10 protein-coding genes are annotated in these 12,467 nt (G+C 75.0%); 4 read left to right on the top strand and 6 right to left on the bottom strand.

The window, feature by feature from the left end:
• Positions 1–178: 178 nt before the first annotated feature.
• Together SCA03_RS33610 and SCA03_RS33605 are read right to left on the bottom strand one after the other, a co-directional pair.
• Positions 179–1,612 (bottom strand): phytoene desaturase family protein, encoded by a 1,434-nt coding sequence (locus SCA03_RS33610; protein ID WP_030888324.1) that lies wholly within the window; start codon positions 1,610–1,612, stop codon positions 179–181.
• A gap of 186 nt (positions 1,613–1,798) precedes the next feature.
• On the bottom strand, positions 1,799–2,617 hold the full coding sequence (locus tag SCA03_RS33605) for an inositol monophosphatase family protein (RefSeq protein WP_051846205.1): 819 nt from the start codon (positions 2,615–2,617) through the stop codon (positions 1,799–1,801).
• 72 nt (positions 2,618–2,689) lie between these two features.
• Here SCA03_RS33605 and SCA03_RS33600 point away from each other — a divergent pair, with 72 nt between their 5' ends.
• The 4 genes from SCA03_RS33600 to lplAB all read left to right on the top strand — a co-directional run bounded on the left by SCA03_RS33600 (position 2,690) and on the right by lplAB (position 7,036).
• On the top strand, positions 2,690–3,442 hold the full coding sequence (locus SCA03_RS33600; protein ID WP_030889497.1) for an SIR2 family NAD-dependent protein deacylase: 753 nt from the start codon (positions 2,690–2,692) through the stop codon (positions 3,440–3,442).
• Complete coding sequence (locus SCA03_RS33595; RefSeq protein ID WP_086816251.1) at positions 3,439–4,356, top strand: phosphotransferase family protein; 918 nt, start codon at positions 3,439–3,441, stop codon at positions 4,354–4,356. The genes SCA03_RS33600 and SCA03_RS33595 overlap by 4 nt, the downstream gene beginning before the upstream one ends.
• Positions 4,357–4,917: 561 nt before the next feature.
• Positions 4,918–5,664 carry a 3-oxoacyl-ACP reductase family protein gene (locus tag SCA03_RS33590; RefSeq protein WP_086816252.1) on the top strand — a complete coding sequence of 249 codons (747 nt, stop codon included), beginning with the start codon at positions 4,918–4,920 and terminating at the stop codon, positions 5,662–5,664.
• Between the two features lie 316 nt (positions 5,665–5,980).
• On the top strand, positions 5,981–7,036 hold the full coding sequence (lplAB, locus tag SCA03_RS33585; RefSeq protein ID WP_030888314.1) for a lipoate-protein ligase LplAB: 1,056 nt from the start codon (positions 5,981–5,983) through the stop codon (positions 7,034–7,036).
• A 289-nt stretch (positions 7,037–7,325) separates the two neighbouring features.
• Here the strand turns inward: lplAB and SCA03_RS33580 are convergent, their stop codons facing one another.
• The 4 genes from SCA03_RS33580 to SCA03_RS37110 form a co-directional block, all read right to left on the bottom strand.
• On the bottom strand, positions 7,326–9,131 hold the full coding sequence (locus SCA03_RS33580) for a condensation domain-containing protein (protein ID WP_086816254.1): 1,806 nt from the start codon (positions 9,129–9,131) through the stop codon (positions 7,326–7,328).
• The gene (locus tag SCA03_RS33575; RefSeq protein ID WP_086816256.1) at positions 9,128–10,777 is read right to left on the bottom strand and encodes an amino acid adenylation domain-containing protein; all 1,650 of its coding nucleotides are present in this window, start codon (positions 10,775–10,777) and stop codon (positions 9,128–9,130) included. The genes SCA03_RS33580 and SCA03_RS33575 overlap by 4 nt, the downstream gene beginning before the upstream one ends.
• Positions 10,774–11,019, bottom strand: a complete 246-nt coding sequence (locus SCA03_RS33570; protein WP_158102311.1) for an acyl carrier protein — start codon at positions 11,017–11,019, stop codon at positions 10,774–10,776. The genes SCA03_RS33575 and SCA03_RS33570 overlap by 4 nt, the downstream gene beginning before the upstream one ends.
• A gap of 18 nt (positions 11,020–11,037) precedes the next feature.
• A partial coding sequence (locus SCA03_RS37110; protein WP_308698561.1) for a thioesterase domain-containing protein occupies positions 11,038–12,467 on the bottom strand: 1,430 nt, incomplete at its 5' end.

Below are 12,467 nucleotides of genomic sequence, written 5' to 3'. Positions count from 1 at the left end.
CGGCGGGCCGCCGAGTCACGCAAGGCCGAGGACGAGAGCCGGGACGGCGAGGGCTGAGCCGCGCCGGGCGCCGGCGTGGCGCACCGGGGTTGCACGGAACCGGCGTTGCGGTGCGTCCGGGCCGTGTGCGGGCCCGCCGTCCGTGCGGGCGCGGGGACGCGTCGGGCCCGGGTGGCTCTCAGCGGGCGGCGCGGAGGCGGCGCCAGACGGCGCGGGCCGCGTGGTGGCCGGCCATGCCGTGCACGCCCGGCCCGGGCGGAGTCGCGGACGAGCACAGGAAGACGGCGGGGTGCGCCGTGGTGTACGGCACCCGCTTGAGCTTCGGCCGGATCAGCAGGTGCAGCCCGGCGGCGGACCCGCAGGCGATGTCGCCGCCGACGTAGTTGGCGTTGCGCTCGGCCAGTTGCGGGGGTCCCGCCGTGGCGCGGGCCAGCACCCGGTCGCGGAACCCGGGGGCGAAGCGCTCCAGTTGACGCTCGACCGCCTCGGTGGCGTCGCCCTCCCAGCGGGCCGGCAGATGCCCGTAGGCCCAGAAGACGTGCTTGCCCTCGGGGGCCCTGGTGGGGTCGACGAGGCTGGGCTGCGAGGTGATCAGCAGCGGCTTCTCGGGGGCCCGGCCCCGGACGACGGCGTCCCGCATGGCCGTGTCGATGTCCTCCAGGGTGGGGCCGACGTGCACGGTGCCGGCGCGGCGCGCCTCGGGAGAGGTCCACGGCACCGGGCCGTCCAGCGCGTAGTCGATCTTGAACAGGCTGGCGCCGTAGCGGAAACCGTCGTAGGCGCTGCCCAGCCCCGCGATCCGGGCGAGCGCGGTGGGCGAGGTGTCGAAGACGTAGGCGCGGGCCGGCGGCAGTTCGTCCAGCCGCTTGACCTCCGTGCCGGTGTGGATCGTCCCGCCGAGGGCGCGCAGATAGCCGGCGAGGGCGTCCGAGATGGCCTGGGAGCCCCCGCGTGGCACGGGCCAGCCGTTGGCGTGCGCGGCGAGCGCGAAGACCAGCGCGGGCGCGGCGATGAACGGGTTGTTCAGCGGGGCGATGACATGACCGGCCAGCCCGGCCAGCAGCGCGGGCCCCTTCGCGTCGCGGAACCGGGCCTTCGCCGCCCAGGTCACCGGTGGCAGGGTCGTCAGCCCGAAGCGGGCGAGCAGCAGCGGGTGGTGCGGGAAGCGGCCGTTGAACGCCGAGCCGTAGCCGAGGAAGTCGGCGGCCAGCTCGTCCCAGCGGCCCAGGAAGGGGGCGACCAGCCGGCGGTAGGCGCCCGCGTCGCGCGGGCCGAGCGAGGCGGCGGTCTCACCGACGGAGTGGGACAGCACGGCGGACGTGCCGTCCGGGAACGGGTGCGCGAGGGGCAGTTCGGGGTGGATCCACTCCAGCCCGTGCTCGGCGAGCGGCATGGCGCGGAAGGCGGGCGAGCCGGCGCCGGTGGGGTGGACGGCCGAGCACGGGTCGTGCCGGAAGCCGGGGAGGGTCAGCTCCTCGGTGCGGGCGCCGCCGCCCACCGTGTCCATGGCTTCGAACAGCTCGACCTCGAAGCCGCGCCGGGCGAGTTCGACCGCCGCCGTCAGCCCGTTGGGTCCCGCTCCGACGACGACCGCGTCCCGGATCGATGGCACTCTCGGCTCCCCTCGCCTGCTGCTTCGTCTGGTTCGACAGGGTGGACGGATGGCGACGGACCCGGTTCGACAGGCCGGGCCGCCCCGGCCGCTACGGCGGGGCCGGCTCCGCGCCGGATCCGACCGGTGCGGCCGGACCGTCCGGCCCGTGCGTGCGGACCGTGCGTTCGGACCGGTCGGCGGCTGTCACACCGGCCTGTTCATGTCCCTGCCGTCACGCAGGAGTTCCACGATACGCCGGGCCGTTCCGGCGTCGCGCGCAACCGCGAAGGGGAGCGCGTTGTCGCCCGCGAGCCGGAACGGGGCGCCGGTCAGCGTGGTGTGCGCCCCTCCGGCCTCCTCGACGAGGAGCAGGCCGGGGGCGTGGTCCCAGGCGGCCTCCCAGGTGTAGGCCAGCGCGTCCACCCGGCCCCGGGCCACCGCCAGATACTCCAGGCCGGCCGACCCCGTCGGCCGCGCGTCGACCCCCTCGACGGACAGCCGGGCGAGCGCGGCCTTCTGCTCGTCGTCGGTGAAGTCCGGGTGCGAGGTCGCCACCCGCAGGTCCGCGCCCTCCTCGGGCCGGCCCGCGCTCAGGGCCTCGCCGTCGAGCAGTGCCCCGCCGCGGCGCCTGGCCACGGCGGTACGGCCGAGCGCGGGCGCGTGGATCCAGGAGGCCAGCGTCTCGCCGTGGTGGGCGAGCGCCACCATCGTGCAGAAGCCCTCCTCGCCCGCGACGAACTGGCGGGTGCCGTCGATCGGGTCGATGATCCAGACCGGTGCCTCCTCGCGCAGGGCCTCGTACGACGCCGGGTGCGCGTGCACGCCCTCCTCCCCCACCACGGCGGAGCCGGGCAGCAACTCCCGCAGGACGCCCGCGAGTCGGCGCTCGGCCGCCTGGTCGGCGACGGTCACCAGGTCGTGGCTGCCGCTCTTGCTGCTCACCTCGTGTGCGGCGAGCTTCCGCCAGCGGGGCAGCACCTCGCTCGCCGCCGTCTCACGTACCGCCTCTTCCACTGCCGTCATCAGCGCGTCGTCGATCACCGGTCCATGCAAGCACGCCCGGCGGACGGCGCCGACGGCAACTACGCTGGCCGCATGGGAGGAGCTGAGCGCAAGGGGCCGCTGGTGGGGATCCTCACCGGGGCCGGTGTCTCCACGGACTCCGGGATCCCGGACTACCGGGGGCCGCAGGGCGTGTGGACCCGGGATCCGGACGCGGAGAAACTCGTCACGTACGGCCCCTACATGGCGGATCCGGACATCCGGCGGCGTTCCTGGCTGCTGCGGGCCGAGAGCCCGGTGTGGCGGGCGCGGCCGAACCGGGCGCACGAGGCCGTCGCCGCGCTGGAGCGTTCCGGGACGCCGGTGCGGGTCATCACCCAGAACGTCGACGGGCTCCACCAGGCCGCGGGCGTACCGGACCGCAAGGTGCTGGAACTGCACGGCAGCGCACGCACCGTGGTGTGCACGGCCTGCGGCGCGCGCTCGACGACGGAGCGGGTCCTGGACCGGGTGACGGCAGGCGAGGAGGACCCGCCCTGTGAGGAGTGCGGCGGGATCCTCAAGACGGCGACGGTCATGTTCGGCCAGGCACTCGACGCGGAGGTGCTGGCCGAGGCCGTGGCGGTGGCGCAGGCGTGCGAGGTGTTCTTCGCCGTGGGCACCAGCCTCCAGGTGCAGCCGGCCGCCTCGCTCGCGGGGCTGGCCGCCGAGCACGGCGCCCGGCTGGTCGTCGTGAACGCCGAACCGACCCCCTACGACGCGATGGCGGACGAGGTCGTCCGGGAGCCCGTCGGGGAGGCGCTCCCCCGGCTGCTGGCGCCGCTGGCCGCGGGGGCCGGGGCATGACGGACGGCGGCACGGCCGCCGGGGTGCAGGGGGTGTCCGCGCCCTCGGAGGACGCGGTACGGCGGCTGCTCGCGCCGTACTTCCCGGACGCGCCGGAGGGGCCCCGGCTGGTGCCCGTCGGCGAGGGCGGTGAGCACTCCGCCTGGTGGGTCGGCGAGCACCATGTACTGCGGTCGGCGCCCGATACGGCGGCCACCGGGCGGCAGCGGCGGGAGATCGCGCTGCGCTCGGCGGTCGCGGCGCGGCTGCCCGTCGCGGTGCCACGGAGCGCGGCGGCCGGCGAGTGGGCCCCGGGGCTCGGCTGGACGCTGGACGTCCGGCTGCCGGGGGTCTCGGCCGAGCGGGCACCGGTCGGCGCGGACGGTGAGCGGGATCTGGCCGGGCTGCTGGCGGGCCTGCGGGCGTTCCCGGTGGCGGAGGCGGCCGCGCTCGGCGTCCCGTCCGCGCCGGCCCGTGCGCTGCCGCCGCTGTGGCGGCAGGTGGAGCGGGCCGCCGGCCAGGTGCCGGTGGATCCGGAGGCGCTTCGGCGGGACGCGGAGCGCACCGGTGCGGCCGGGGAGCGCGAGGTGCCCACCGTGCTGCTGCACGCCGACCTCAAGGGCGAGCATCTGCTCACCGGGCGGGGCCGGGTGACGGGCGTGCTCGACTGGACCGACGCGGTGCTCGGCGATCCCGCCGAGGACATCGCGGGGCTCATCCAGTCGGTGGGCGCGCCCGCGGCGCTGCGCGCCGCCGAACAGGCGGGCTACGGGCGGGCGTTGGCCGCCCGCGCCCTGCATCTCGTCCGGTGCGACACCGTCGTCCGCCTCGCGGAGCGGCTCCGCGGCGAGGACGACAGCCCGCTGCCGCTGCTGCGTGCGCAGCGTGCGAGGGCCTGGGAGCCGACCGTGTTCGACGGCCCGTCGGAGGGCTGACCCCGGCGTATCCGCGTGCCCGCCCGGGCGGGCGAGGGTGCTGCCGTGGCACGCGGGGCCCGGCAGGGGCTGAGCCCCCCGGCACGCGTGCGTGCTTGCGCCTTCCGGGGGCGGGCGTGTGCCTCCGCTCCCGGGAGGCAGTGCGCGCCTTCGGGCCTTGCTGTGACGCCCGCCCGGAACCGCGAACCTCGCAGCACCGACCGTGCGTTCGGCGGCGCTGCGTGTGGGGTCGGCGGCCACGATCGCGGGGACGGTGTCCACGGGCGTGTGCGGCGGCTGCGGTCGTGGATCCGGCGTCCACGTCCGGCGGTTCCGCGCCGCGACCGCGTGTGCGGCGTCCACGGGCGCGGTTCCGGCGTCCACGGCAGTCGGCTCGGCGCTCACCGCCACTGTTCCGACGCTCGGGGTGTGAACTTGGCCTTCGTGAGGGCGCGTTCGGGCTTCGGGGAGGGGCGGGAACGCCGTGTCCGATGAGCGCCAGCGGGGGTGTGGTGGAGGGGCGAGTATCGAGTGCTGTCGGCCGGAACCACCGGATCACGGATGAACGGACAGGAATCAGGTATGAGCGGAAATTCCCTCACGGGCAGGGCAGCGCTGGTCACCGGCGGCAGCCGGGGGATCGGGGCGGCGGTCGCGCTGCGGCTCGCCGGGCTGGGCGCCGATGTCGCCCTCACGTACACACACCACGCCGAGCGGGCGGGACGGATCGCGGACCGGATCAAGGAGGCGGGCGGCCGGGCGCTGGCCCTCCGTGCCGACCTCGCCGACGGTGCGGCGGTACGGGCCGCCGTGGACGGGACGGTCGCGCACTTCGGGCGGCTGGACATCGTGGTCAACAACGCCGGTGTCGGCAGCGGCGGAGCCGTCGGGACGGTGCCGGAGGCCGAGATCGACCGGGTGCTGACGGCCAACGTCCGCGGTGCCTATCTGGTGGCGCAGGCGGCGGCCGGGCAGCTGGGCGAGGGCGGCCGGATCATCAACATGGGCAGCTGTGTCGGCGCCCGGGTGGTCTTTCCGGGGATGTCGCTGTACGCCACGAGCAAGGCGGCGATGCACGGTCTCACCAAGGGGCTGGCCCGGGAGCTGGGGCCGCGCGGCATCACCGTCAACGAGGTGGCGCCCGGGCCGGTGGACACCGAGCTGAACCCGGCCGACGGCGAGGGCGCCGACGCACAGGCGGCGGGGACCGCGCTGGGCCGGTACGGCAGGCCGGAGGAGGTCGCGGACGCGGTCGCCTATCTGGCGGGGGACGGCGGGAGCTATGTGACCGGGGCCGTGCTCGCCGTGGACGGCGGCTTCGCCGCCTGAGAGCGACGGTGACCGCAGGGCCCGGCGGCCGGGACGTGCGTGGTCGGCCCGCCCCTCCCCCGGCGGCCCGGCAGGGGACGGGCTCGTCGCTCCGGGGCCGCGCGATAGCCTGGACCAGGCGAAAGGCGGCGTACCACGCAATTTTCCCGGTACTGCCGGGCCCGGCGGCATCGGCGGAAGCGGCGGATTCGGGGTCGCGTTTCGCCGGTCTCATCGGTCTCGTCGGTCCTGCGGGGCGTGTCGGCCGTGCGGGGCGCGTCGAGCGCAGCGGTCCCGTCGTCGGCGGCGGGCCCTCGATCAGAAGGTGGTCAGCGCCATGCACGGGGAGTACAAGATTCCGGGCGGCAAGCTCGTGGTCGTCGATCTGGACGACGAGGGCGGGGTGCTGCGCAACGTCCGGGTGTCCGGGGACTTCTTCCTCGAACCCGACGAGGCGCTCGCCGCCATCGACGGGGCTCTCGAAGGGGCGCCGTCCGAGACCGACTCGGCCGGGCTCACGGCCCGTATCAACGCGGCGCTCCCCGAGGGCACCTCGATGTACGGGGTCACGGCCGAGGGCATCGCGGTGTGTGTGCGCCGGGCCCTGGCGCGGGCCACCGACTGGAGCGACTACGACTGGCAGCTCATCCACGAGCCCCCGCAGTCCCCCGCCCTGCACATGGCGCTGGACCAGGTGCTGACGGAGGAGGTCGCGGCCGGGCGCCGTGGTCCCACCCTCCGGGTGTGGGAGTGGGACTCGCCCGCGGTCATCATCGGCAGCTTCCAGTCGCTGGGCAACGAGGTCGACCCGGAGGGCGCCGCACGCCACGGTGTGACCGTCGTCCGGCGCATCTCGGGCGGCGGCGCCATGTTCGTCGAGGCCGAGAACACCATCACCTACTCGCTGTCGGTGCCTGCCGCCCTCGTCTCCGGGATGTCGTTCGCGGACAGTTACGCCTATCTCGACGACTGGGTCCTGGGCGCGCTCGGCGACATGGGGATCCGGGCGTGGTACATGCCGCTGAACGACATCGCCTCCAAGGAGGGGAAGATCGCCGGCGCCGCGCAGAAGCGGCTCGCGACCGGGGACGGCGCCGTGCTCCACCACGTGACCATGTCCTACGACATCGACGCCGACAAGATGCTCGATGTGCTGCGCATCGGCAAGGAGAAGATGTCGGACAAGGGCACCCGCAGCGCCAAGAAGCGCGTCGACCCGCTCCGGCGGCAGACGGGTCTGCCGCGCGGCGAGGTCATCGAGCGGATGATCTCCTCCTTCCGCACCCGCTACGGCCTGGCCGAAGGCCATGTCACCGCACAGGAGTTGGCCCGCGCCGAGGAGCTGGCCCTGTCCCGGTACAGCAGCGAGGAGTGGACGGCGCGGGTGCCGTAGAGCGGGCCGGGCCCGGGGCCGGAGCCGGGGGTTCACGGCCCTGCTCGGGCAGGAACAGGAAGGGGACGGGGGCCGGGGGCCGGGTTTCGGCGGGGCACCGGTCGTCCGAGGGAGAACGCCGCGGACTCCGGACGGGGACGCGGCGTTCTCCCTGCCGCTCGGCGGCCGGGCGGTGTTGTCCCTGCCGTCCGGCGGCCGGGCTGTGTTCTCCCTGCGTCCGGCGGCCGGGCGGCGTTCTCCCTGCCGCTCGGCGGCCGGGTGGCGGGCGGTGTGGGAGGAAGGCGCCGGCTCAGTCGGCCGGCTCCACCCGGATACGGCCCGGCAGTTCGCTGCCGTGCAGCCATGTGCGCAGGTGGGCGCGGAGTTCCCGGACGCCCGGGGGCCGCGGGCCGCTGCCCGTCACCGTCAGTACGGCGCTCTCCGACCGGCCCTTCTCCAGCCGTACCTCGGCGCCGGTGACCCAGGGGTGGGTGAGGGCGACACGGCGGACGGCCGAGGTGTCGATCAGGTTGCGGGTGCAGATCCAGCGGCCGTGTGCGGGGCCGAGCAGCCGGACGCCGCCGTCCGCCGCGATGTAGCCGCTGTCGCCGGTCGGCAGCGTCCGGCCGTCGGGGAAGCGCACATGGACGGCGCCCGCGATCGAGCGCGGCAGCGGCTGTCCCGACGGGCCGTGGGCCGTGAACGCGTGGCCGTCGGCGGGCAGCAGCCGGGGCGGGTGCGGCGGGTCGTCGTCCAGCACGGTTCCCACGCGGGTCCCGGCACAGCTGTACGGGGCGCCCCCGGTGCCGGTCGCGGGCCGGTCGGCGACCGCCGTGGCGAGGGACGAGGTCGTGCGGTCGGCGGCCAGGTCGGCGACGGCGGTACGGAAGTCGGTCAGGAACTGCTCGGCCTCCTCGGCTCCCATGAGGTTCTCGCGGTGGTCGAGCCGTACCCGGCACTCGGGCCAGTCGGCGCGGATCTGGAGCGTCCTGGCCAGGGTCGCCGAGGTGTTCGGGGTGAAGAAGTCCCACGCGGTGCGCAGACCGGGGACGTCCAGGTCGAGTCCGGCGGGCGGCCGGGGGAAGGAGAGGCCCAGCTCGGTGCCGAGCCGGGCCAGCGGGCGGCCGGGGACGCCGGCGACGAGATCGACGAACGGGACCCGCCGGTAGCGCGCCAGTTGGGACAGCGCGGCGCGCGCGGCGGCCACCGAGTCCTCGGTCGACGCCGTCCGTGCCGCCTCGACGGCCACGGGCACCACGTTGATCTGGAGGCCCGCGACGTCCCGGGTCGTCTCGTCGCTCACATCGGAGGCCAGCGCCAGGAGCGGGCTGCTGTTGCCGTAGGCCGCCAACTGCCGGATCAGCGCCGCCAGAAGCATGGTGAAGGTGCTGACCCGGAGCGTCCTGGCGGTGTCGCGCAGCGCGGTGACCGCGGCCGGGTCCAGCTCGACGGTGGGCGAGGAGGTGATCCTGCGCCGGCCCGGCCGCCCGCCCTCCGGAAGCGCCATCGGCTCCGCCGTCTCGACGGTGCGGCGCCAGAACGCGCGTGCCTCCTCGGCCACTTCGGGCGGTGCGACCGGGGTCGCGGGGGCGGTCAGCGGCGTGGGCCGTGCGGCGCGGCCCGCCCGGACGGCCGCGAGGTGGGCAGCGAAGTCCCGTGCGACGAGGAATTTGCTGCGGCCGTCGAAGCCGGCGTGGTGCACGGCGAAGACGACGGAGCAGCGGGCGGTGTCGTGGCGCAGCAGGTGGAACCGGAGCGGCGCCTCCGTCGAGAGGTCCCATCGGCGGTGCCGCATGTGCTGCTCCGTCCACGCGCGCACGGCCGCCCGCTCGTCCCCCCGCGCGCAGGGCAGTTCGGAGTCATCGAAGCTGAGCGCCTCCTGCGCCGGGAGGACGCACTGCCGCAACTGCCCCTCGACGAGCCGGAGCACGGACCGCAGCGGCTCGTGCCGGTGCAGGACGGCCAGCGCCGCCGATTCGAGCGCGGACCGTGCGACGGCGCCGTGGAAGGTGCCGACGAAGTAGCCGCCACCGCTGATCGAGGGGTCGATCTCCGCCTCGGCCCACAGCGCGTACTGGCCGGCGTCCGCGAGCCGTTCGTAGAGGACCGTCGTCATGCGCGGCCTCCCCGGGTGCGGCGCCGCCGGCGCAGATCGTCGGTGATCTCGGTGACGACGGCGGCACGGTCGATCTTTCCGCTGGACGTTCTCGGCAGCGCGGTCAGTTCGGTCACCGAGAGCGGCACCGACACCTCCGGCAGGACGGCGCGCAGCCGGTCGAGCACGGCGGACTCGGCCGGGCAGGCGCGGCCCTCGCGCGCCACGACGGCGGCCCGCAGGCTCGGATGGCCGGAGCCGCTGGGCACCAGGGCCGTCGCGGCGGCGGCGATGCCCGGGTCGGCCAGCAGTTGCGCATCGACCTCCATGAGGTCCACCCGTACTCCGCGGATCTTGGTCTGGTCGTCGGTGCGGGACAGGAAGCGCACCCCCTGCGGGGTGAGTTCGACGAGGTCTCCGGTGCGAAAGGCCCGGGTGTGTCCGGCCGGCGAGCGCGGGATGGTGGTGTAGCGCCGGGCGGTCAGCTCGGGCCGGCCCAGATAGCCCTCGGAGAGGGGGTGGCCGGCCACCAGGAGTTCCCCGATGTGCGGGTGCTCCGGGTCCTCGGGGTCGACGAGCACCTCGCAGCCGGGCAGCGGCACCCCGATCGGCGGCAGATGGGGCCAGTCCGCCGGATCGGGCTCCAGCACGTGCGAGGTGACCATGGCGGACTCGCTCTGCCCGTAGTGGTTGACGAGCCGGCAGCCCGGCAGCGCGGTGAACATCGCGCGGATGTCCTGGGAGCAGACCATCTGCTCGCCGGCCGTGTTCACCTCGACCAGGGACAGCGCGGCGAGGGTGTCGGCGCGGGCCGTCACGGCCAGCATCTGGAGCGCGACGAACGGGACGAACAGCCGCTCGATGCGGTGCTCGGCCAGCCAGTGCAGCAGCCGTCCCGGCTCGCGCCGCAGCTCCTCCGGCATGATCACCAGCGTGCCGCCGCCGCACAGCGTGCCGAGGATCTCCTGGAAGGACACGTCGAAGTTGAGCGGGGCGAACTGGGCGGTCCGCAGATCGGGGCGCGGGGAGTGGGAGACCTGCCAGTCGACCATCGTGTCCACGCACCGGTGGGTCAGTGCCACGCCCTTGGGCCACCCGGTCGAGCCGGAGGTGTAGATGACGTACACCGGCAGCACCGGATCGCACGAGGCCCCGGCCGGCTCGCCGGGCCTGCCGTGCGCCCCGCCGTCGTTCCCGCCGCCCGTCGCGTCCCCGGGGCCGGCCGCGGCCTCGTCCCCGCTTCCGGCGGCGGGCGGTTCACCGGCCCGCAGCACCGGGCCGCTGTAGCGCACCTCGGTGTCCTCGGTGGCGATCACGGCGCGCGGCGCACAGTCGTCGATCATGAACTGGAGGCGCTCGGTGGGGTATTCGGGGTCCAGCGGGACGTAGGCGGCGCCGCGCAGCATCACCCCCAGCAGTGCGGTGACGGCCGCCGCGCCGCGCGGCAGCGAGACCGCGACCCGGTCGCCGGTGGCCACACCGGCGGCCGCCAGCTCCGCCGCCACGTGCCGCGCCCGGGCCGCCAGCTCGCGGTAGGTGTACCGGCGGCCGGCGTCGACGACGGCGGTGCGGTCCGGGGCGGCCGCGACGTGCCGGCGGAACTCCGCGAGGAAGCACTCCGGTTTCGTCGGGCCGCCCCACAGCGAGAGGTGCTCGCGCGCGGTCATGCACCGGCCCCCCGCTGCGGCGCCGCGGCCAGCTCCTCGCCGACCGCGTCCACGAACTCCTCGATGGTCGGGTTGTCGAAGATCAGGCGCAGCTCCGCCTCGATGCCGTACTCCCGCTGTATCAGGGCGAGGATCTTCGCCGCGACCAGGGAGTCCCCGCCGAGGTCGAAGAAGTTCTCCTCGGGCGTCAGGCCGTCCACGCCGAGAGCGCGCTCCCAGAAGGCGGAAATGGTGGAAACCATCTGCGGGTTCATCTCTACTCACCGTCCACTCGGGCGGAAACCGCGTCCGTTTGCGTCCATCGGGTTCATCGGACTCGTCGAGTCCGTCGTGTGCGTCGGGTCCGTCGTCCTCATCCGGTCCATCGGGTCCATCGGGTCCATCGCCGCCTTCAGCCGGTCGCCGTAGGTGTCCAGCACGGCGGGGCTCAGGATGTCGTTGTGGGCGCAGTCGACCGTGTGCTCCTCGACCGAGCCGGCGACGAAGGGCGTCCAGTCGTCGGAGTATCCGGCGTCCATCCGCGTCGCCGCCGCCTTGAACACCACGGCGTCACCGGAGAAGACCGCGGGCGTATGGCCGTGCCACAGCCGGGTGTTGAACCGGAGGTTGTGCACGACGTGGCGGATCAGCCAGGCCGGTGGTACGACCGCGCCGGTGGCCACCCGGCTCCCGACCCGCTCCACGATCCCGTCGCCGGCCACCTGCCCGGCCTGCCCGGTCTCCCCGGCCTCCCCGGCCTGCCCGGCCTGCTCCCCCGGCTCCGGCTGCCGCGCCTGCTCTGCCTGCTCCGCCCGTTCGGCCTGCTCCGGCTGTTCGGCCTGCCGGGAGACGAAGTACCGCAGCACGTCCGCCTCGTCGAACTCCTCCTCGGCCGAGCGGTCCACGCCGGGGCCCGCGATGGCCGCGTCCAGCAGCACCAGACGGCGCACCCGCGCGCCCCGGCGCTCCAGCGCGACCGCCACCTGGTGGGCGACGAGGCCGCCGAAGGACCAGCCGAGCAGATCGTAGGGGCCCTCGCGCTGCACCGACTGCACGAGGTCGGCGTAGTGCTCGGCCATCTCCCGTACGCTGCCCGGGCGTTCGTCCGTCCCGGTGGTCTGCTGGATGCCGACGACCGGGCGCTTGAGGACGGTGCCGAGAGCGCGGTAGGACCAGCCGACGCCGCCGCCGGGATGGACGCAGAACAGCGGTTCGCCCGGGCCCTGCGTCAGCCGTGCCAGTTCGGTGATCTCGTCGGCGTCGGACCAGCTGTGCAGCTGCCGGCCGAGCCCGCGGACCGTCGGCGCCTCCAGCAGGGCCCGGACGCCGATCGCGGAGTCGAACGTCTCCCGTACGGCGGCTATCACCCGCATCGCGGAGAGCGAGTTGCCGCCGAGGTCGAAGAACGAGTCGTCCACCCCGACGCGGGGCAGGCCGAGCACCCTGGCGAAGAGCGCGGCGAGGATCTCCTCGTCCGGTGACGACGGCGCCCGGTACACGCCGCCGGTGAACTCCGGCTCGGGCAGCGCCCGTTTGTCCAGCTTTCCGTTGACGGTCAGCGGGAAGTCCGCCACGACCATCACCACCGCCGGAACCATGTAGTCCGGCAACCGCGCCGCCAGCTCGCCGCGCACCGCAGCGCCCTCCAGCCGCCCCTCCGGCCCCTCCCCCGCAGCCGGCACCACATACCCCACCAGCTGCCTGCCCGCCT

It is taken from the genome of Streptomyces cacaoi, assembly GCF_006539165.1.
GTDB classification, from domain to species: Bacteria; Actinomycetota; Actinomycetes; order Streptomycetales; family Streptomycetaceae; genus Streptomyces; species Streptomyces cacaoi.
Note: the sequence above shows the minus strand (reverse complement) of the source record. Positions and strands in the feature narration are given on the sequence as shown.